Genomic DNA, 20,014 nt, shown 5'->3' on the forward strand with positions numbered 1-20,014 from the left:
GAGCTACTCAAAAAGGAGAGAGACATGATCCCCGAACATATTCCCGGCGAAAATGACCAAGCTGACATGAAGGGTACGTCGATGAACGACTTGCCCGGCACCGATCAAGCCGATGGCAGTGATGAAGAGGTGGATGTCGACGTCGATTCCGAAGAGGAAAGTCAGGACGCCGAGGAGCTCGAAGACGCCCAGCGGGATGCGGCCGAGAACCGCGAACACGAAGGCGGCTATCAATAGATTGCAGTTTTTAGGGCGGCCGCGATTCGAAGCGTGTGCCGCCCCCAGGCCGGAGCCTGCTACTGGAAGGCCAGATAGGTCAGCGCCCAGGCAATTGGCAACCCACATCGGCATCGCGGTAGGTTCGGTCGGCTCATAGAAAGTTTGACTGCCTCCATATCAAGCAATGCCAATTGTCCCACGACAGCGGCCGCTGATCAGCCACGAGCGGCGGGCAAAGAAAACCCCGCCGGAGCATGCTCCATAGCGGGGCCAAGGTTCAGGGAGGTGCCGCTCAAAGGGGGAAAGAGCGACCCCGTAAACTTAGGTACGATGCTGAATGGTGCAAGTCCGCTTCGTCCAGCGGTGCAAATCAATATACATCCCAGATCGCTGAGGTCATAAGGCCCGGATCAGCCCGAAGATGGTGGAGCCGACGCCAGGGCATCGCAGATCATCGCTGCCAGCGTTTCTTCCGCCCGCGCTCGTGCCGCAGCATCCTTCGCCTCCAGATCATGCCGAAGCCATTGAGGCGCACGTTCGATCACACGCAGAATCGTTGAGTTTGTCTTTTCGTCCATCCCTCCGCCTATGACTGCTGGCCTCCATCAGCGCAATCATAGGGATCCTGGCCCGACCAGCGGCTTAACCTTCGATAACAGGTCGGTTCAGCGTCGCGCCAAGCAAATCATGGAATAAGGCCCTCAAGACAATAGAGGTTGAGGAGATGACCATGACCATTCGCAAATCCCTACTCGCCATTGCTGCTGCCGCTGCCACTTTCACAGCGGTTGCTCCTGCCACCTCTTTTGCACGTGACCATGACCGTAGCTGGTATCGCGGCGACGAACGCGCCCGCAATATCGGCTATCGCAGCTATCGGGGCGACCGTGGTTATCGTGACGATCGTAGCTATCGCTGCCGCAAGTCGGGCGGCACGACTGGCCTCCTGCTGGGCGGCGTCGCTGGTGCCCTGCTTGGCCGTGCGGTCGATACCCGTGGTGACCGCGCGCCCGGCACGATCATTGGTGCTGGCGCCGGTGCCCTTGCCGGCCGCGCCATCGACCGTAGTTCGAGCTGCTAATTTCCTCTCATGAGCCTGCGCCAGGCGGCGGTGTTCAAGGACGCCGTCGCCTTTTGCCGGTTAGGCGAACAGCCCGTGTAAGAACCAGCCCTGGCTACCAGTCGCGCCGTCCATCCCGTCGCCCTGGCGAAACACCCAGTAGCGCGCGCCTGTCTCATCCTCGACCAGGAAATAATCACGGACGCTCAGCCATTCCTCGTCGCTGACATGCCATTCGCCATAGATGCGCTCCGGCCCGTCCGCCCGCTTCACCTTCCGGCGCATGCCTCGCCAGACGAAGTGGACGGGCGGATGGTCGGGCAGCAAGGCCATGGTGTCGATCGGTTGCGGGCGTTTGAAAAGCCGGGCCGGGCGTGGCCAGCGCTCAGGCCAGCGCAGCAAGGTCGGATCCGCCATGGGCGCAATGCGCGTGACTGACCGCTCGGGAATATCGCTTTCGCGCGCGGCAACCCTGTAGAGCCGTTCCTCCCCTACCCTGTTCCCCAATATATCGACGAGCGCTGCAACATCGGGCGCGGGCGCTTCGCCCAGATGTGAGATAGTCCGTAGCCCCAGCGGCTCTACCACGGGCGCCACAAGCAGCATCCGCTCAATGCCAAAGCCTGGATCAATGGTCTCGATCCGGTCGCAGAGCAGCCGGCCCATCTGCTTCCTGTCCCGGCTTGGCTTGGCAAGGCCCGCCTGGATCGCCTCGATCCGGTTGTCGACACGGTGAAAGCGCAGGTCCAGCCGTCGCGCGCCAACCCCTGCCTCCTCCAACTGCTGGCAAAGCCCATCGACCAACTTGTGCGTATAGCGCGCAAGCGTCTCGGGCGCACCAATGGGTTCGGCAAAACGACGTTCAATCGCAATCGTCTCGGGCGGGGCGACTGGCTCAAAAGGCTCGGAAACCCGCGCATAGACCTGATCAAGCCGCAGACCAGGCGCCGAGCCGAACCGCAGCGCGAGCGAGGCGCGCGGCATGGCTTCAAGATCGGCGATCGTTTCCAGACCCAGCTTGCCAAGATTAACGACAATCGCAACCTCCAGGCGAAGCGCGGCCAGCGGCAAATCGGCGATGGCCTCGGAAAGTAAGAGAGGATCGACCACGCGCAGCGGCTCTGCCCCATAACGCGCCAGCGCATGGGCTGCGCCATAAGTGGGCGCGCACACGGCGCGCCCAGCCGTCTCTACCTCAGCAAGACGCGTCACCACATCCTTGAGCACGCCCATAGCGCCGCCATGGGCATGGGCCGCCCCGGTGATATCGAGCATTAAGCCGTCGGGTGGGTCAACCGCGATGATCGGGGCATAGCGGCGCAGCGACCAGATGGCGAGGCGCTCCAGCCCTTCCCGATCTGCCTGAGGCTCAGCATCCATGATGATGAGATCGGGCACCAGCGCCTGCGCCTGGGTCACCGCCATGCCTGCGTACAAGCCGATCGCGCGCGCCGCGGCATTCGCCGCGGTGATCACCCGGCGTTGTCCATCCATGCCAGCAAGGATCAGCGGCGCTTCAGGAGGCGGCGCGCTGCGCCCAAGCCTGCGACGCAGCCGATCCGTTGGCCAGGTCGGCAGGAAGAGCGAGACAACCTGTCGCATCGCAAGCTTCCACCAGAAAATCGGCGCTCTCTCCAGCCCGGCACCGAATGAGCTCAACGAACCAGCGATGCCGGCCAACCCCCGGCACTGGCAAAGGTTCGGAGGGAACGGCAGTTACCCGCCAGCGCGTGGCGGCCGCGGTTGGCTGGCCAAAGTCCGAGGCTTCGGCGAGGCGCCGCCAGCGCCGGATCGCGATGCCGATCGTGCCGCTGCTTTCAGCAGCCAGCTGGAGCCGGCGTGAGGAGGTCATGGACAATCGGTTGAGTTCAGCGACGACGCCGCCCAGCCCTCCATGGCGCAAACCCTCCTCGAAACAGGCAAGCACCGCCGTCTCGTCACGCGCCTCGACATAGATGATCCGGTCAGGATCAAGCCCCGCTTGCGCGATCGCTGGCGCGAAAAGATCCGGCTCGGTCATGCACCACAGGATGCTGCCACTCACCCTGGCGAGGATGCCGGCGGTGAACAGGGCCGCTGCCGCGCCGTCCGTCACGCCCTGCGCGCCGCCTGCAACCTCATGAAGCGCGCCAAGCGCGAGACCGCCTCCTGGCAGTTTCGCGTCGATCACGTCCAGTCCGAATGGCAGAACCTCTTTGCCCCGGCGCTCAGCTCCTTCAATCTCGGCAATTTGGGCGCGCAAGGCAGCAACATGGGGGCGCGCCCCTCTATCCGTCATGAAGGGCCTCCTCAGCTCGGCGGTTGGAATTGTTCCTATTTTGTTCTATTCAAGAGCCGAGTCAACTGGCCACAATCGGATCAAGAGGTTGGTGACCCGGAACGGTTCTGAAACGAAGCAGGGAACATCATGGCCGAGCGCCGGAAAAAATTAAGTTTGAAGCATGATCGTCATGAGGGGGAAGCGCCCGAAGTTGATCGCGACGCCAGCAGTCGGGGATCCGACTCGGACACACCGCGCTATCATTTGGCGCATGATCCCGAACTCGTCGCAGACGACGAAATTCCCTGGTAGGCTTGGCTTATGTCCCGACTTCATTGCATGGCAACCGGACTGTCAGACGTCGCCCAGCATTTCGGGGCAGCGATGCCCGCCCCGATCGAGCTGCCCAGTGAAACGAGCGAGGGCGCGCTTGGCCTCGTCGTCTTCGAAAATGGCGGCCGCCGGATCATGCGCGCCGTGATCTGGGGTTTTCGTCGGCTGACACGCGAGATGCGCGAACGCGGCGAAGAGCCGGGCAGGATCGGGCTGGTTGCAGACCTCACCAACCCCATGTGGGATCAGATGGTAGCAGATCCGCGCTATCGGTGTCTCATCGTGATGACCCATTTCGCCAATCCTGATGGGCCGCCCGGCGGCCGCACGCGCACCTGGTTCTCTTTGAAGCGCCAGCCGATCATGGCTTGGGCCGGCTTTTGCCGGAACATGCCTGACGAGGGACCGGTTTATGCCGGCATGACGATGCCCGCCAATGAGGCGATCATGGGGACGAATGACCGGATGCCCGTATTGCTGGACTCCCATGAATATGACGCCTGGCTCCATGGTCCGATCGAAACCGTGATCGGATTTCAATATCGCCCGCCTTTTGCGGCCGAGCGATTCCGCGTCGAGCATACCGAAGACCTCTGGAGAAGCCGGCAGTTGCCCCCTTCGGCAGACAGTCAGATGGCCTTGCTCTGAAGATGACCAACGCCCGGCAAATCGACCTGTTCGCGCCGCCCCTGCTCCCCGGCCTTGATTATGCCCCGGACTTTTTGAGCGAGGCTGAAGAGGCGATGTTTATCGAGCGGATCGATGCGGCGCCACTCACGCCCTTTCGGTTTCAGCAATGGACCGGCAAGCGGCTCATCACCAGCTATGGCTGGACCTATGATTTCGAGAATGGCCATTTTGGTCCAACCGACCCAATGCCAGACTGGCTGACCCCTATCCGCGATCGGGCGGCACGCTTCGCCGGCCTCACGCCAGAAATTCTGATCCAGGCCCTGCTCATCCGGTACGATGTGGGCGCGGGTATCGGTTGGCATCGTGATCGTCCGGTGTTCGATGAGGTAGTAGGCATCTCGCTCGGCGCCCCTGCCCCCATGCGCTTCAGGCGGCGGACCCCAACTGGCTTTGAGCGCCAGACGGTTCCGCTCGAGCCTCGCTCCATCTACCGATTGTCGGGCGAGGCAAGGCAAGAATGGGAGCATAGTATCGCCGAGATGGAAGTGCCGCGCTGGTCAATTACCTTTCGTAGTATGAGAGACTAGGCGGAGCCTGAAATTTAGCGACCTGCATTGAAGCCCAAGCGTAGAAGAGGATGACGCCATGCCCGGCATGTCCAAAGTACAACAGAAAAGTCGCAGGCGCTGCCTGTGTTCGCCAAACGCAGCGAGATGTTGAAATCAGACCTCAAAGCGCATGGAAAGAGATGGAAAATTCATGTCGCAAAAGCAGCCAGAGGAATTCGCTGCCATCAAGTGGGGGAAGCTGATTGAGCACAAGAGCTGACCTACCGTCCATCTCGCAACGCCGAATGGTCGCTAAGTCGTTGTGCGCGCACGGCTATGGCGGATGAGTAATCCCGCACCGAGACCTGAATTATCAAGGTCGAGGTTATTCCGGGTGTCACTAAAGACCTGTAACCGCCCCTATTTTCTAAGGAAGGCGGCTGAATCGCGCGTTTAAGCGCCTGATCTATATCTTTGAAAGAAACGAAAGCAATGCCGGATGGCGGCGACAGCTCAGATCAAGACCCCAATAGCGCCAGGGCGGCAAAGTGCTATTTGGGGTCTGCAACATGTCGAGGCGCTTATGGCGCATTGTCTCAGCTTTGGACACAGCTCTTTGTCTGCGTCTTTCGACGAAGCAAATGTCCCGGGATCAGCCAATCGGAATTTTTAGTCTTACAGACAGTCCTTGGGACCGAAAGTCGAACTCAGCGCCGCTGCCCGCTCCTCGCAAAGCGCGCTCGATCATACGGGAGCCGAAGCCCTTTCGAGTTGGTTTGGAGACTTCCGGGCCACCGATCTCGGTCCATTCAATTTCGAGCGATCGCGTACTGACGTGTTCTTGGAGTTCCCAGACGACCGTTACGGTTCCAGCCAGGTTCGAAAGGGCTCCATATTTTGCGGCATTTGTCCCAAGTTCATGCAAGACCATGGCAATTTGCAGTGCGCGTTCGGAAGAAATCTGAATAGCTGGTCCTGAGATATGGAACCGCCTATCTGCCTGGGCGGCAAAGGGTGCGACCGCACGTCGGACGATATGTTCGACATCGACCATTTCCCAATCGCGCTGGGTGAGAAGATCATGCGCCTCCGACAGCGCAAAGAGGCGGGCATTAAACGCTTCTGTCTCCGTGCGGGGGGCTTGACGAAAAGTCTGCATAGCGATGGACTGGATCGTTGCCAGCGTGTTCTTGACCCGATGTTTCAGCTCATGGAGAAGAAGTTCCTTCGCCTCCTCGGCGCGCTTCCTTTGTTCTATTTCCATCTGCGCTGCCTTATGCAGTCGCGCATTATCCATCGCGACAGCCGTTTGGGCAGCGATGGCAGATACCAAATTTTCTGTGTCGGCCGTGAACCTCCCTGGCTCATCATGAGCGAAAAAAAGACCGCCCAGAACCTCGCCCGAAACCGAAGTCACAGGCACTGCCAGATAGCTGACGACGGGAAGGTGGCCCGAGGGCATGCCATGATGAGGACCGCTTCGGCCATAGCGTGGATCACGCCGAATATCATCTGAGCGTATCACCGCCTCGCCAGAAAAGGTCGGCGCGAAGACAGCCGTGTTGCGGGGCATTCCGAAGTTGAACGCTTCGCGGGCAGCTCCTGAAAGCGTAAAGAGCTGGTAGGATTCGCCGGCTTCGTCGGTCACATTGTAAAAAAAACGCGCCAAATTTGGCGCCGCTCAGTTCCGTGCCGATGTCCGTCACCGACTGCACGATCCGATCAAGATCGAGATCCCGAGAAATTTCACCTGCGACCCGATAGAGGGTTTGCAGCCGCTCGGATTGCTGCGCCAGGAGGATCTCGGTCTGCTTGCGCGTGCTAATGTCCTGGGCAATCTTGGAGGCACCGACGATCTGACCGTCTGCCGACCTGATGGGTGAAGCAGTCAAGGAGATATGGATAAGCGCGCCATCCTTGCGCTTGCGCAACGTTTCAAAATGTTCGACGCGCTCGCCCCTTTTCAGCTGCGCGATGATCTCGTCTTCTTCCGCCCGGCGGTCTTCCGGTATGAAGGTCAGGATCGACGACCCTATTATTTCAGACGCAGCATAGCCGAAAATGCGCTCCGCACCTGCATTCCAATCGGTAATCACGCCGTCGAGCGTCTTGCCGATAATCGCGTCACCCGATGATTCGACGATTGCTGACAGGCGGTCTGCAGCCGTTAATCCACCAGACCGCGTCTGCGCATCCCACTTCCTAAGAGAGCTAGCGTCATCCCCGGCCATCAACGGTGAATCCTTTCCCCGCCGAGCTCCGCTACGGCCGCCAGCAATCGGTCCATTGCATAAGGCTTGTCGAACACCCGGTCAAAAAGATCGGTGCGCGACCTGGCTATGCCACCCTGGGCGCCGCTTACAAGAATGATGGGAATGTTTTGCATAGCGTCGTCAGCCTTCATTGACTCGGCCAATTCCAGCCCGGTCATCAAGGGCATCATGAAGTCCGTGATCACCAAATCCGGGGTCAAAGCGCGCACCAGCCCCAGCGCGTCTGCGCCATGGGGGGCATCGTGCACCTCGTAGCCCGCTTCTTCCAGGCAAACTACCAGCAGATCGGCGATCAGGAATTCGTCCTCGGCAATGACGATCTTCATGGAGATTTCCACCTGCGGGTTCTGGCCATGACAGCCGTCATGTCTCGAGAGGCTTTGCGAGCCCGGTGGAAATCCCGGTTGCCGGTTCAAACGGACCCCTGATCGCAAGACCATGGCCGTCGATATACACTTCCTGTGGCGAAGCTTGAAACGATTGGTCGCGTATCTTCAACACAGATAGCACTCGCTTATATTCTGACCGAATCTCGACCTGGCGCATCATAATGAGGTTATCGAGCAGGCTAGAGATTTCCGGCCCGGGCGCTGCAACCTGGGACGCGAAAAGGTCACGCAATTCCCACGTGCCAACGGTGGTAACGCCCATAGCCCGCAATTCGTTCGTCAACGCTGCAAAGAATTCCACCAGGCGGGGCGGATGAACGGCTGCGCGTTCAAACCCTCCCAGTGAATCAAGGAAGAGCCGTTTCACCCCTCTAGCAGACACGGCGTCGAGAAGCCGGTAGGCCATTTTATCGATGAGATTCTCCGTCAACGGCTGCCACAAAATATCAACCTCTCCTCTCTCCACATTCGCTTTGAGGTTGAGCCCCAGCGCACTTGCCTTCAGCAGCAGCCGGTCGGGAGATTCGTAAAAGCCGAAATGAAGACCAGGTTCCGCAGCTGAAGCAGCTGAAAGAAAATTCAGACCAAAGGAAGTCTTGCCGCAGCCGGACGGTCCGATCAGCAAAGTAATTGAGCCCTGCGGAAGGCCTCCGCCCGTCAGCGCGTCAAAACCTTCTATCCCCGAACGAAGGGGTCTTGGGTCTGGTTCGTCGGTCGCTGACGGGCTATGGAAGGCCGCTTCGATCCGCGGGAAGACCGAAATCCCGGAGTCAACAATTTCATACTGATGATAGCCGCCCAACGCCGCGCTGCCCCGAGATTTTCTGGCACGAAGGCGCCGCACCGTGCGAACCCCGACAAGCTCCTCGTGAAGTTCAAGGACACCGTCGACCATCGTATGCTCCGGGCTATCTTCCTGTGTGCCGGCGCTGGTCAGAAACAGGACAGTGCACCCCACGAACGCGGCCTGACTTTGAACTTCGGCCACAAAGGTCTTCACGTCCAAATCGGTTTCTGCGCGGTCACGAGCGTTCAATAAGCCATCGAAAACAATCAGCGACGCGGATTGGCGCTTCGTTTCTTTCCTCAGCAGATCCACGACCGCGCCAAGCCCGTCTTTTTTCAGGGTCTGGAAAACACTGACATAGACAATGTTGTCGCCGAGCCGATCCTTCTCGAAGAAGCTCATCGTGGAAAGCGACTAAAACAGCCGATCATGCGTTTCGGCAAGTAAAGTGACATAGAGCACCTTCTTGCCCGCTACAGCTGTTGCAAAGGCAATCTGATTGCCAAGGATTGTCTTGCCGGCACCAGGATGGCCCTGGACGATGTAGGAGGCCCCTTCGACAAAACCCCCGCCAAATACGGTGTCCAGACCGGATATGCCGGTTGAAAAACGGGGAAGGGTCTGTGTCACGCAATAACCTCATCAGCACATAATGGCCGCTAGGCCTGCTCGCGCTGATAGCAGTCTGGAAAGCTGCCGTCAGGATGACATCGATAGTTTTTTATCTAATCGCGCAGAGCCATCAGTCGGTGCTCGACTAATGTAGATCAAGGCGGCGATCGGTTTAGCATCTATCATGACTGCCGGGGGCTGCATGAGGGAGAGCTGTCGCAAGTGAAGACTAATCAGCAAGAAAAAGCCTTGGGCATGTTTATCCAGCGACTGCAAGATCATTCGCCCCTCACTGATGAGCAAAGCGGCGCGGTCTTCCAAATGGAAGGCGAGATTGTGACCCTCGCAGCGCGTCGGGATGTGTTGCACATGGGGGCAGATAGTCAGTTCAGATATCTTGTCGTTGAAGGTCTTCTCGCCAGCTACGCGCAACTAAATGGAGGAAGCCGTCAGATCGTCAATTTATATATTCCCGGCGATCTCCCCAATCTTCAGCCTCTGGTACATTCTGGCCCCGATGCCCCTTTGCATGCACTCGCGCCGACCACAGTTTTTAAAATGCCACTTGCGACCTTGCTGAACCTGGCGTTACGGGATCAGGCGCTTGCCGTAGCTTTCTGGCGGGATTGTGCCGCTGAGAGGGAAATTGTTGCCCAGCGACTGGTCAACCTTGGGCGCAAAAGCGCTTTAGCCCGCCTCGCTCATTTGTTCTGCGAGCTTGCCTTTCGCTATGGGCGGATCAGCGAGGTGACAGATCTGAGCTATCCGCTTCTCATGACTCAAGAACAGATAGGTGATGTCTTGGGGCTGACGGCGGTCCATGTAAATCGATCAATAAAAGCGCTTCGCATAGCGGGCTACATTGCCATTTCGGGATCGAGGCTATTGATTCTCAACCCGCAGGAGTTGGCTACCGTCGCGGAATTTGACCCTGCCTATCTTAAGTTCAACAACGACCATCATGCGACGGGCACCGCGCTGGCAATTGATCGTGGCTGAGCCGGGCTAGCAGAGCCGTCGCCGATCTTGGAGACCTAAAGCCTTGTCATTCTTCCAATCGCACTTTTCTCCATCTCAGCAAGCTAAAGGCGGGCGCCAGACCGTTACGAGCCCGCGCCGCCCAAAGCGATATTCTAGAGATAGAGCCAATGTTCGGCATTTACGCAGAGGCGTGTTTTAGAAGGCGCTTGATGATCCGTGCTTTTCTTATCGGCCCTGTCGCCGGTCAGCGCGGGTTGTCCCACCAACGTCCATCGCTCTGGCGACAAGGCGCGACGCGATCCCTGCCGAGTTGCCGCTTTAACCTCTTCTTCAATCCCATATATCGATTGCGTGGCGACGGAGCTGTCTCTCCGATAAGCGGCCGCAAAGGCGCGGCGCTGTACTTGTTTCCCACCATCGAGGTCGAGGCAGGTGCCCAGATCTAGGATCAGGCAAGCAGGCCAGTTGCCGAACTCCGTTAAAAGTCCAAGCAACGGATCATCCGCTGAATGCATAAAAACATGCCCTAGATTATAGCCGGGGCGCAAGGACCTACCCCTTGTTGGTCTTCTCAGCCTCCGCGTCCAGTTTGTCACGATGTTTGCCAAAGCGATCGATGAGGTGTTGTGCATGCTCCCGTGTTAGCCCATGCATTCTGGCGAAATAATCGACCTCATACTCCTCTTCCACTGCACCCCTCCTCGGACGACCGCACCACTCCGCGATTTGTTGTCTGCCATCCTGCGCCTCGAAGTTAATCGATCATCAATATGGCAACCATCGCGGTCATCTGGGATTCCGGCATATTTGCCTCATTGATGGAACCGGACTATTCTCTCGCTACTTTCGCATGAGATGGAAAAACCGCTCGACTGTCTGGTCATTGGCGCAGGGCCTGCCGGTTTGACCGCGGCCATCTATCTGGCCCGCTTTCATCTTTCGATCGCCGTCGTAGATGCAGGCCATAGCCGAGCTGCGCTGATCCCTCGCACGCACAACCACGCCGGCTACCCCGGCGGGATTTCGGGTGCGGACCTGCTGCGACTGATGCGCGACCAAGCAGAAAGCTTTTGCGTTCCTATCAGCAAGGGACGGATCGAAACATTGGAGCGGACTGATGATGGCTTTGTCGCGATTGGTGTTGGGCACCGATGGGCCGCGCGATCCGTCCTGCTTAGCACGGGGGTCGTGAACAATCGTCCTCAGGTCGCCCCCGACATCCATGACGTAGCGTTACACCGCGGATTGCTTCGCTATTGCCCGATATGTGACGGGTATGAGGTGACGGACAAGCGTATCGCTGTGCTGGGCACACGTTCCCGCGGGTTCAAGGAAGCAATCTTCCTACGAATGTATAGCCGCGACGTAACGCTGATCGCCACCGATGGAGAACATGACCTCTCGGATGAAGAGAGACGCAAGCTTGTTGCCGCCGGGGTCGCTCTTGCTGAGGGACCTTGTGCGCCGCTGCAGATCGAGGGCGACCATATGATCGTAAAAACGCCTGGTGGCGATCTACGATTCGACAGCATCTATCCCGCGCTAGGTTCTGTGATACGATCCGAACTGGCAATAGCGATCGGCGCTGACGGCACCGAGGAAGGCTGTCTTGTCGTGGACGGTCATCAGCGTACATCCATTCCAGGGGTGTATGCCGCTGGAGATGTCGCAAAAGGCCTGGACCAGATTAGTCACGCTATGGGCGAGGCCGGGGTTGCTGCCGCCACAATTCGTAATGACCTTGCCGCGCAAGGCGCCCTGCTGCGCTGACCGATAATCGCTGATATCGAAGAATAATATTCGCTTGACCATCGAGCGCTTGCGGTTTCGCTAAGTACCGCCGTGCTTGCGCCTGCCGCTCTAACTTGTCGGCATCGGCATCAGGTGTTGCTAAACGAGCGGCGAACGGGCCAGGCGAACGGGCCCCGGTCTGGTGAGATGATCGCGGCCCAGATTATAACCGCCACCTTGCCCGCAATATGCCGTACGCCGATTGATTGCGGCGCTCGATGCCAAGGACAGCTAAGCCGATTGCAAATGCTGCATGTAACAGTTCTCTCTCCGCATTTGCGAGCTCAAGCGCCCTATACCATATGGGGGTGGCCTTTCAGGCATCCTCTCCTAAACTCAATAAGGTCGGCCCTTTCAGGACCGACCTTCTTTTTTGCCTGACAGTCCTGGTCGCAGCGTTCAGTTGCCTTCCTCTCCCTTATGATCGCCATGGCCACCAGCCAGCGCTTCATTCCGGTCCCGGCGCGCCTTTGCCTGCCCATCTTTTATCAGCGCTTTTTCCTTGTCGGTAATGGGCTGAGGCCGAGGTGCGGCCTGTTCATGGATGCCCTGCTGCGCGGCGCGCTTTTCAGCATTCGGCTTCTGACCGGGGTTAGGCTCTTCCACTGTCCGCTCCTGTTGCGTTTCATCTTTGATCAACGTCGAACGGGGGACCGCATGGCTTCGTTCCGAAGAGCCGAGCGGTGTCTGATCAGGTCGGCTTCTTTGCTCTGCGACGACGTGGCTTTTCTCCCAGCTCAATCCAGACCGGCGCATGGTCGCTGCTTTTCTCCCAGCCGCGCACCGCCTTATCGACCTCGGCTGCGATCAGTCGCGCCTCTGCTTTGGCGTTTAGCAAGAAATGATCGATGCGAAGGCCAGCATCGCGCTCGAAGGCGAAGCGCAGATATTTCCAGAAGGTGTAGATTGTCTCGTCCGGGTGCAGATGTTGCAGGGCGTCCGTCCAACCCTGATCCAGCAGGCGCTCATAGGCCGCACGCACTTCAGGCGCAAACAAGGCGTCGTCCCGCCAGCGGTCTGGCGCATAGACGTCGAGGTCTGTCGGCATGACATTATAATCGCCGGCGATCACCACCGGCGCGTCCAGATCGATAAGCGTTGCAAGATGCTGGTGCAGCCGCTCAAACCAACGCAGTTTGAAATCATATTTGGGCCCGGGTCTTGGGTTACCGTTGGGAAGATAGAGGCCGGCAATGAGCACGCCGCCGACCGCCGCCTCGATATAGCGGCTCTGTTCGTCGTGGGGATCGCCCGGCAGACCCCGCCTGGTTTCATGAATTTCGCCAACGCGGCTCAGGATCGCCACGCCATTCCATCGGCTCTGCCCATGCCAGATCGCGTCATAGCCGGCATCGCGGATAGCCGCTTCGGGAAATTTTTCGTGCGGCGCTTTCAATTCCTGAAGCGTGACGATGTCGGGTTCTGCTTCGCAAAGCCAACGCAGCAAGACTGGAAGTCGTCCGTTCACGCCGTTCACATTATAGGTGGCGATCTTCACAGGTCCGGCAGGATCTGGTCGGCCCGCCCCCAGTTGGCCAGATTCCTGGAAGCCGCCCGCATCACCAATTCTGCCGCGTCGCCGATATGCCAATGATTTGGGCTATCGAGATCGCGCAGCTCTTCCCATGTCAGCGGCACGGCGATCGGGGCAGACGGCCTTGAGCGCGCGCTATAGGGCATGACGGCGGTCGCGCCGCGTTGATTGCGCAGATAGTCGATAAATATCTTACCGGTGCGTCTGGCCTTTGCGAGCGCAGCGGTGAATCGCTCAGGATCGGCCTGCGCCAAGGCCTGTGCAAAGCGGTGGGCGAAGTCCTTGACCTGCGGCCATTCCGCCGTCGGCGTAAGAGGCGCTATCACATGAACTCCTTTTCCGCCCGTCACCATCGGAAAGGTCACCAGCCCCATCTGTCCCAGCACATCCTGCAGGTGGAGCGCAGCGGAGACGACATCCTTAAAACCAAGCCCTTCATCCGGGTCGAGATCAAAGACGAGGCGGTCGGCCTTTTCGACATCCTCGATCCGCGCGCCCCAGCCATGAAATTCTATCGTGCCCATCTGGACGCAGGTGAGCAGACCGACAGGTGAATCCACAAACAAATAGGGTTCCTCATGGCCATCCTTCTCCAGGATCGCGACCTGCTTGACGTTGTCGCCAAAGCTTCCTGCATCATGTTTCTGAAAGAAGCATTTCTTGTCGCGACCTTGCGGGCATCGCACGAGGCTGACAGGTCGGCTTCCGGCCCAAGGCAGCATGATATCAGCCACGGCCTCATAATAGTCAGCCAGTTCACCCTTGGTCAGCTTGCCTTCGGGGAAGATCACCCGGTCCCTGTTGCTGATCTTGACGCCGCTGGTCCCTGCCGATCGCGCCGCGGTCGTGACAGGGGTCTCGACCTCCAGCAGTACAGCTTCGGGCTTCTTGTCCTCCCGCAAACCCAGATAGCTTGAATGCCGCAGCACACCCTCTTTAGTGAACTCGATATAGGCGATCTCGGCGACGAGCCTGGGCTTGATCCAGGTCGCCCCCCGCACGGCAGCCCTCGGCGCATCAACGGTTGGCTTCTTCTGTTCGAGGGGCGCCATAAGCGCCATCAACCGCTCGACTTCGTCCCCGCTAAAGCCGGTTCCGACCTTACCGGCATAGCGCAGCTTTCCCTCCTCGTGAACACCGAGCAGAAGCGCACGGAAACCGCGCTGCTTGTTCGACGGCGTCCAGCCCACGATGACGAATTCCTGGCGGCGAATGCACTTGGTCTTGACCCATGAGCCCGATCGCGAACCCGTATAGCGCGCATCAGTGCGTTTGGAGATGACGCCCTCCAGCCCGGCGCCGCAAAAACTGTCGAACAACTGCTCGCCCCGCCCGACGATATGGTCCGAATAGCGGATATGTCCCCGGCCCTCACCCATCAGCGCTGCAAGCTTCTCCTTCCGCTCAAGCAGTGGGCGGCCTGTGAGGTCTTCGCCATCAAGCGCCAGCAGATCGAAAGCCATATAGTCAATTTTGCCCGGATCGCTTTTCAGCGCCGCCTGAAGTGCCTGGAAGCTCGTCCGTCCATCAGGCAGGATCACGACAGCTTCGCCATCGATAAGCGCGCTATGGGCATCCAGCTTCACAGCGTCCGCGATGAGGCTTGCGAACCGGTCGGACCAGTCGAGGCCCGACCTTGTATAAGCCCGTCCCTCTCCGCCGCCGACCGCCAATAAGGTGCGATAGCCGTCATATTTAAGTTCATGGACCCATCGGTCTCCCGCCGGGACATGATCGACCAGCGTTGCCAGCTGTACGGGCTGAAACGGAGGCAGTGCCGCTTTACCCCTCTGGCGTGCTTTTTCTGCAGGTGCGGCGACCGGCACAGGAACTGGCTTGAGAGCTGAGCCGCGCGCCGTCTTCCGCTTTGACTTGGGCTTTCCGGCCGCAATTTCTTCCATGGTTCGCCCGGTATCGACGCTGGTGAGATGCGTGCCGACAAGATCGTCCGAACCTCCCGCATGAGCGTCATTCACCTTCCTGAGAATCCAGTTTTCGCCCTTTTCCTTGCCGCGGGGCTTCAAGCGAAACAGGATCCATTCGCCCTGCATGCGTCGCCCATGAAGAATGAAATGAAGATGCCCTTCCGGCAACGTCTTGCGCGGATCCTTCCCGGCGATCGGTTCCCAGGTGCCATTGTCCCACAGCATGACCGTGCCGCCGCCATATTCACCCTTGGGGATCGTGCCTTCAAACCGGGCATAGTCGAGCGGATGATCTTCGGTGCGTACCGCGAGCCGCTTGTCGTCCGGATTGGCGCTCGGCCCCCGGGTAACAGCCCAGCTTATGAGAACGCCGTCCAGTTCCAGCCTGAAATCATAATGGAGTCGGGATGCGGCATGTTTCTGTACAACGAAGCCATTGCCACCTGTCGCCGCGCTTGCGCCGGACGGCTCTTTCGTTCGCGTGAAATCCCGTTTCGCACGATAGAGCGCGAGACTATCTCCAGTTTTTTGCGTCGATGCCTCGGCCATTTTCCTCCTCCAGGCTACCGCCGATCAACCTGCGGCACGCGCAAGTCGTTCCACCGCATCACGTAACGAGTTCATTCGCGTCGTTCGTCGCTATCACCTTGCACATGCCTGCCTGTTCACCATATTGTGCAGTGCAGCATAAACGCCCTCCAGGACGATCTCATGCGCTGCCGGGCGAACGGGAGATATCCGCGTGACCAAATTATCCGCAACTATCGCAAAGCTCGCCGCTCTGCGCGGCGTGACGGCCGTGCCAGCGAATGCCGTCGATGCAAGCCGTTTGAAAGATATGGAGGACTTCGGCGCCAATCCGGGCGCCTTGATGGCCAGGATTCATGTCCCCTCCCAGCTTGGTAAAAGGCCCGCGCTCGTGGTTGTTCTTCACGGCTGTACTCAGAACGCTGCCAGCTACGACCATGGCTCGGGCTGGTCGCGCCTTGCTGACGAACAGGGATTTGTGTGCCTTTTTCCGGAGCAGCAGCGAACGAACAATCCCAATCTCTGCTTCAACTGGTTCTCTCCGGCAGACAATCGCCGAGACAGAGGCGAAGCCCTCTCCATTCGCCAGATGATTGATACCACGGTGAGGGTCTATGATATCGATCCTTCGCGCGTCTTCGTGACAGGCCTGTCAGCTGGAGGGGCCATGACATCCGTCATGCTGGCGAGCTATCCTGAGGTTTTTGCAGGCGGCGCCATCATCGCAGGGCTTCCTCATGGGTCGGCCGACAATGTCCAGCAAGCCTTGCAAACCATGCGCGATCCGGGCGCGATCAACGCAACACAGCTCGGGGATCTCGTACGCAAAGCGTCGCGCCATGGAGGATCCTGGCCGCGCATTTCGATCTGGCACGGCAGTGCAGATCAGACAGTCAGCAGCAGAAATGCTGACGCGACCCTTGCTCAATGGCTGTCGGTTCACGATCTTGATCCCGCGACCGCCGCCACCGAAATGATCGGGCAGCATCGCCGCCGCGTCTGGAAGGACGGCTCAGGCTGCTCCCTGGTCGAGGATTATCGCATTTCCAATATGGGCCATGGCACACCAATCGCGACCACCGGTCCGGAAGCATGTGGTAGCGCAATGCCCTACATGCTCGACGCCGGCCTCTCCTCGACACGGCGGATTGCGGCCACCTGGGGCCTGCTTGACGCCGATAAAACGGCTTACGCGTCCCCTACCTATAAGCGCCCAGATGAAACGCCCGCGCATTTGCCGGCGGCGAAGATCAGCCGTCTGGAGCCGATGTCTCAGTATTCAACCCCTGCCGGTTCCGTAGGAGCGGGCGTTGAGAAAGTCATCCATGACGCCCTCCGTGCAGCCGGTCTCATGCGGTAACCGCGCATAACGGTCAGGCTGGCAACCAAGCATAACCGATCAGTCGTCTGACGCCATATCTCGCGCGAACCGGTAGCTGGTCTGCTCGAAGTTGAGCGCGCGGAAGAAATTATGGGCGTTGCTGATCTCAATATCGCTCATGGCCTCTATTCGACTGCATCCGGCTTTGCGAAGCGCTGCGCATGCTTCGTTCAGCAAGGCGCTTCCGACCCTCTGCCGCCTCTGGCCCTTGTCCACCAACAATAGGGTTATACGGCCCATGAGGCCATGCTGGAGCGTCTGGATGCTGGTCCAACAGCAGCAGCCGATGATCTTGCCTTTCTCAGCGATGCAGGCCCCGCCGCCGGCCTTGCGAAGTGTCTCAAGATTGCGCGCGATGCTTAGTTCGTCCGCTTTAACGGCTGCAAGCTGGCGCAGCAGCCCCGCCAGTCCTGCCGCATCTGACGATTTGGCGATCCTTGTTGCAAGGGCGGCGGGGATTGGCTCGGCGGGAGCATCTGCCTGTCGATCATGCTTTCTTGTAGTCGCAGCGGTGATTTTGGCGCGCCTGCGCGTAGCTTGTTTTGCGCTTTTGTCCGAGGCACGCGAAAATGGCCGACTCCCGGCCGCCTGGGCCAACGCCGTTCCTGCCGGCCCAGGCGCCCTCGCTCTGTCTGCAGTTCCGCGCCGCCGCCGAATGACTGGCTCCTCGTCCGGTCCTTCATCCTGCGCGCGCGCTTTGGACGGATGTGGCGATCGGGCGGGCGTCGCCTCCGCCGACGCTTTCCAGGTGCTGGTAGCCCCCTTTCGCAGATAGGCTTCAATGTCCCCTGGCGAAGCGGTCAGCCCCTCCTCGCTGACGCCCAGCAGAGCCTTGCCCTCGGCATCAATCAGTCCGAATTTCCCATAGTCGCCGCTGCCGGGCTTGCGTTTGCGTGACTTCAAAAGCTTGAGGCCCCGATGCTCCGCCATGTCCCGCAGCTTCTGGTCGATCGGTTCATCCGTCATGATCCCATAACACGCCGATCATGAGGAGGTTCATAGAGCGCGCGGCCGACTATCCATCCGCAAGGTGCTGGATGCGGTTAGGACTTGTTGAAGCCGGAACCGTCCTGGCTGTTCAGACGCTCGATAGCCATGCGCGCTAGACGTCTAAACTCCTCCATGATCGACCGGATCGGATATGACGAGGATCAACGCATCCTCATCGTCACCTTCCGCGATACCGGCAAATATCTATACCATGATGTTCCGGTCTCGACCTTCGAAGCGTTTTGCGAGGCGCCGTCTGCAGGCGCCTTTTTCAACTTGCATGTGAAGGATCGATTTCGATGCAGCCGCGACCCGGACAGGAAGCGCTTTGGTCCAAACGCATGAAGATCGTTCAGGCGTCCTCCAGCGCGCGATAGACCGACATGAGATGACGACCCGCTATCCTACGCGCCCGCGGCGACCGGATCGTTTCCTCATTAGTTTCGTGCAGCATCATGAGCATGTCGAGCAGTTCCTGCCGGGGCATACCGGTTTCCAGCATGTGCGTGCCGATCAGTGCCACAAGATTGCTCCATAAAGTGATGGATGCTTCGGCAAAGGCTGTATCGCTTTCATCATCTTCGGCGCGCAGCGAATTATCGTTCACCGCGTCAAGCCCGTTTCCTGGCAGGAGCCTTGCGCGTCGACTTGGCTACCGATTTTGTCGTGGCCTTGGCGGGCGTTTTGCCCGTCCCTTTCTTGGCCGGCGCCTTGGCCTTTGCGGAGCTTCCGCCTGCAGGCCCAATCGATTTCTTGAGCGCCGCCATCAGGTCAACGACATTGCTGCCACGCGGATCAGAGCCGCCGTCGTCATCGCTATCGATATTAAGAGTTTTGCCCTTCTTCTTCCGCTCGATCAGATCCTTCAAGGCATCGACATAGCGATCGTGAAATTCGCTCGCATCGAATTTGCCGGTCTTCTTGTCGATGAGCGTGGTAGCAAGATCGAGCAATTCTTCATCCGGATCGCCATCGCCGATCTCACGAAAATAGCTGGCCGCCTTGTTCACTTCGTCTGCATAGCGGAGCGTCTCCATAACCATGCCGCGGCCACAGGCCTTGATGCTCACCACATATTCACGACCCCGCATCGCCAACTGACCAAGGCCCACCTTGCGGCTACGGCGCAATGCTTCGCGCAGGACGATGAACGCCTCTTCGGCCAGATCGTCCGCAGGCACTATATAATAGGGCTTTTCAAAATAGATCATGTCGATGTCATGGGCATCGACGAACTGGGTCAGTTCGAGAGTCTTTTTGCTTTCAAGCTTGACCCCTTCAATTTCGTCTTCATCCAGAAGCACATATTCGCCCTTGGCATATTCGAAGCCCTTGACGATCTCGTCAAGATCGACCGGCCCGATGCCGGGTACGACCTTCTCATATTTGATGCGCTTGCCCGATGGTTCGTGAATCTGGTTAAAGGAAATCGTCGCGCCGCTCTTGGTCGCCGAATAAATTTCGACAGGGATCGATACGAGAGCCAGCCGGATCTGGCCTTTCCAATAGGGTCGCGCAGCCATGATCGTCTCCTGATGGGTACAGGTTCACAACCTCTTATCCAGTTGTGCGTTCCACAGGTCCGCTGAACGTCGGCCTATGCGTCGCAAAGCGCGGCTGTGAACGCCCGCCATGGTCGCCACTAGCAACAGGCATCGAGCCATATTTCCGATCTGCGGAACATGTATCGTTCGCTATCGGAGATTGGAGCTGATCGTAAAATAGGGGGCCGCGGGTACCAGTTACCGATGGAAAAGCGTACAAAAACAA

The 20,014-nt window shown here is 58.9% G+C and carries 24 protein-coding genes; 9 read left to right on the forward strand and 15 right to left on the reverse strand.

The annotated features are described in order from the left end of the window. The first annotated feature begins 24 nt into the window (after positions 1–24). Complete coding sequence (locus ACNHGR_RS05465) at positions 25–237, forward strand: hypothetical protein (RefSeq protein ID WP_475284498.1); 213 nt, start codon at positions 25–27, stop codon at positions 235–237. 392 nt (positions 238–629) lie between these two features. Here ACNHGR_RS05465 and ACNHGR_RS05470 read toward each other — a convergent pair whose 3' ends face one another. Beyond that, on the reverse strand, positions 630–797 hold the full coding sequence (locus tag ACNHGR_RS05470; RefSeq protein WP_475284500.1) for a DUF6771 family protein: 168 nt from the start codon (positions 795–797) through the stop codon (positions 630–632). Between the two features lie 152 nt (positions 798–949). On the opposite strand from ACNHGR_RS05470, the gene ACNHGR_RS05475 reads away from it, so the two are divergent. Continuing rightward, complete coding sequence (locus tag ACNHGR_RS05475; RefSeq protein ID WP_475284502.1) at positions 950–1,300, forward strand: glycine zipper 2TM domain-containing protein; 351 nt, start codon at positions 950–952, stop codon at positions 1,298–1,300. 60 nt (positions 1,301–1,360) lie between these two features. Here ACNHGR_RS05475 and ACNHGR_RS05480 read toward each other — a convergent pair whose 3' ends face one another. Then, on the reverse strand, positions 1,361–2,881 hold the full coding sequence (locus ACNHGR_RS05480) for a Y-family DNA polymerase (RefSeq protein WP_475288329.1): 1,521 nt from the start codon (positions 2,879–2,881) through the stop codon (positions 1,361–1,363). Then, on the reverse strand, positions 2,796–3,557 hold the full coding sequence (locus tag ACNHGR_RS05485) for an ImuA family protein (protein WP_475284504.1): 762 nt from the start codon (positions 3,555–3,557) through the stop codon (positions 2,796–2,798). Before ACNHGR_RS05485 ends, ACNHGR_RS05480 begins: the two co-directional genes overlap by 86 nt. Before the next feature lie 129 nt (positions 3,558–3,686). Between ACNHGR_RS05485 and ACNHGR_RS05490 the strand changes: the two genes are divergently transcribed. Genes ACNHGR_RS05490 through ACNHGR_RS05500 form a run of 3 tightly spaced genes read left to right on the forward strand, consistent with a single transcriptional unit; the run spans position 3,687 to position 5,092 of the window. Beyond that, on the forward strand, positions 3,687–3,851 hold the full coding sequence (locus ACNHGR_RS05490; protein ID WP_475284506.1) for a hypothetical protein: 165 nt from the start codon (positions 3,687–3,689) through the stop codon (positions 3,849–3,851). Positions 3,852–3,860: 9 nt separating this feature from the next. Further along, a complete protein-coding gene (locus tag ACNHGR_RS05495) occupies positions 3,861–4,520 on the forward strand; it encodes an SOS response-associated peptidase family protein (RefSeq protein WP_475284508.1) in 660 nt (219 codons plus the stop codon). A 2-nt stretch (positions 4,521–4,522) separates the two neighbouring features. Then, positions 4,523–5,092, forward strand: coding sequence for an alpha-ketoglutarate-dependent dioxygenase AlkB (locus tag ACNHGR_RS05500; protein ID WP_475284510.1), 570 nt, complete (start codon positions 4,523–4,525; stop codon positions 5,090–5,092). Between the two features lie 613 nt (positions 5,093–5,705). On the opposite strand, the gene ACNHGR_RS05505 is transcribed toward ACNHGR_RS05500, so the two are convergent. Genes ACNHGR_RS05505 through ACNHGR_RS05525 form a run of 5 tightly spaced genes read right to left on the reverse strand, consistent with a single transcriptional unit; the run spans position 5,706 to position 9,132 of the window. Continuing rightward, complete coding sequence (locus tag ACNHGR_RS05505) at positions 5,706–6,626, reverse strand: sensor histidine kinase (protein WP_475288330.1); 921 nt, start codon at positions 6,624–6,626, stop codon at positions 5,706–5,708. Then, positions 6,562–7,284: a PAS domain-containing protein gene (locus ACNHGR_RS05510; protein ID WP_475284512.1), complete on the reverse strand. Its 723-nt coding sequence runs from the start codon at positions 7,282–7,284 to the stop codon at positions 6,562–6,564. The genes ACNHGR_RS05505 and ACNHGR_RS05510 overlap by 65 nt, the downstream gene beginning before the upstream one ends. Further along, on the reverse strand, positions 7,284–7,652 hold the full coding sequence (locus tag ACNHGR_RS05515) for a response regulator (RefSeq protein ID WP_475284514.1): 369 nt from the start codon (positions 7,650–7,652) through the stop codon (positions 7,284–7,286). The genes ACNHGR_RS05510 and ACNHGR_RS05515 overlap by 1 nt, the downstream gene beginning before the upstream one ends. A 37-nt stretch (positions 7,653–7,689) precedes the next feature. Then, entirely contained in the window at positions 7,690–8,904 is a 1,215-nt protein-coding gene (locus ACNHGR_RS05520; RefSeq protein ID WP_475284516.1) for an ATPase domain-containing protein, read from the reverse strand. 12 nt (positions 8,905–8,916) lie between these two features. Then, positions 8,917–9,132 (reverse strand): RAD55 family ATPase, encoded by a 216-nt coding sequence (locus ACNHGR_RS05525; RefSeq protein WP_475284518.1) that lies wholly within the window; start codon positions 9,130–9,132, stop codon positions 8,917–8,919. 204 nt (positions 9,133–9,336) lie between these two features. On the opposite strand from ACNHGR_RS05525, the gene ACNHGR_RS05530 reads away from it, so the two are divergent. After that, positions 9,337–10,113 carry a Crp/Fnr family transcriptional regulator gene (locus ACNHGR_RS05530; RefSeq protein WP_475284520.1) on the forward strand — a complete coding sequence of 259 codons (777 nt, stop codon included), beginning with the start codon at positions 9,337–9,339 and terminating at the stop codon, positions 10,111–10,113. A gap of 134 nt (positions 10,114–10,247) precedes the next feature. Here ACNHGR_RS05530 and ACNHGR_RS05535 read toward each other — a convergent pair whose 3' ends face one another. Continuing rightward, complete coding sequence (locus ACNHGR_RS05535) at positions 10,248–10,643, reverse strand: hypothetical protein (protein ID WP_475284521.1); 396 nt, start codon at positions 10,641–10,643, stop codon at positions 10,248–10,250. Positions 10,644–10,950: 307 nt separating this feature from the next. Between ACNHGR_RS05535 and ACNHGR_RS05540 the strand changes: the two genes are divergently transcribed. Continuing rightward, positions 10,951–11,865: an NAD(P)/FAD-dependent oxidoreductase gene (locus ACNHGR_RS05540; RefSeq protein WP_475284523.1), complete on the forward strand. Its 915-nt coding sequence runs from the start codon at positions 10,951–10,953 to the stop codon at positions 11,863–11,865. 420 nt (positions 11,866–12,285) lie between these two features. Here ACNHGR_RS05540 and ACNHGR_RS05545 read toward each other — a convergent pair whose 3' ends face one another. From ACNHGR_RS05545 to ligD, 3 genes are read right to left on the reverse strand one after another with little or no spacing between them, the layout of a single operon-like run. Then, entirely contained in the window at positions 12,286–12,525 is a 240-nt protein-coding gene (locus ACNHGR_RS05545) for a hypothetical protein (protein WP_475284524.1), read from the reverse strand. Positions 12,526–12,577: 52 nt separating this feature from the next. After that, positions 12,578–13,384, reverse strand: coding sequence for an exodeoxyribonuclease III (gene xth, locus ACNHGR_RS05550; RefSeq protein ID WP_475284526.1), 807 nt, complete (start codon positions 13,382–13,384; stop codon positions 12,578–12,580). After that, complete coding sequence (gene ligD / locus ACNHGR_RS05555) at positions 13,381–15,894, reverse strand: DNA ligase D (RefSeq protein ID WP_475284528.1); 2,514 nt, start codon at positions 15,892–15,894, stop codon at positions 13,381–13,383. The genes xth and ligD overlap by 4 nt, the downstream gene beginning before the upstream one ends. A gap of 193 nt (positions 15,895–16,087) precedes the next feature. Here ligD and ACNHGR_RS05560 point away from each other — a divergent pair, with 193 nt between their 5' ends. Beyond that, positions 16,088–17,233, forward strand: a complete 1,146-nt coding sequence (locus tag ACNHGR_RS05560) for an extracellular catalytic domain type 1 short-chain-length polyhydroxyalkanoate depolymerase (RefSeq protein ID WP_475284530.1) — start codon at positions 16,088–16,090, stop codon at positions 17,231–17,233. Between the two features lie 39 nt (positions 17,234–17,272). Here ACNHGR_RS05560 and ACNHGR_RS05565 read toward each other — a convergent pair whose 3' ends face one another. Continuing rightward, the gene (locus tag ACNHGR_RS05565) at positions 17,273–18,220 is read right to left on the reverse strand and encodes a GNAT family N-acetyltransferase (protein WP_475284532.1); all 948 of its coding nucleotides are present in this window, start codon (positions 18,218–18,220) and stop codon (positions 17,273–17,275) included. Between the two features lie 156 nt (positions 18,221–18,376). On the opposite strand from ACNHGR_RS05565, the gene ACNHGR_RS05570 reads away from it, so the two are divergent. Beyond that, complete coding sequence (locus ACNHGR_RS05570) at positions 18,377–18,589, forward strand: KTSC domain-containing protein (RefSeq protein ID WP_475284534.1); 213 nt, start codon at positions 18,377–18,379, stop codon at positions 18,587–18,589. A gap of 7 nt (positions 18,590–18,596) precedes the next feature. Here the strand turns inward: ACNHGR_RS05570 and ACNHGR_RS05575 are convergent, their stop codons facing one another. Both ACNHGR_RS05575 and ku read right to left on the reverse strand, forming a co-directional pair. Beyond that, positions 18,597–18,851: a hypothetical protein gene (locus tag ACNHGR_RS05575; RefSeq protein ID WP_475284536.1), complete on the reverse strand. Its 255-nt coding sequence runs from the start codon at positions 18,849–18,851 to the stop codon at positions 18,597–18,599. A 4-nt stretch (positions 18,852–18,855) separates the two neighbouring features. After that, positions 18,856–19,767 (reverse strand): non-homologous end joining protein Ku, encoded by a 912-nt coding sequence (gene ku, locus ACNHGR_RS05580; RefSeq protein ID WP_475284538.1) that lies wholly within the window; start codon positions 19,765–19,767, stop codon positions 18,856–18,858. Positions 19,768–20,014: the final 247 nt, after the last annotated feature.

Source organism: Sphingobium sp. RS1, assembly GCF_056156825.1.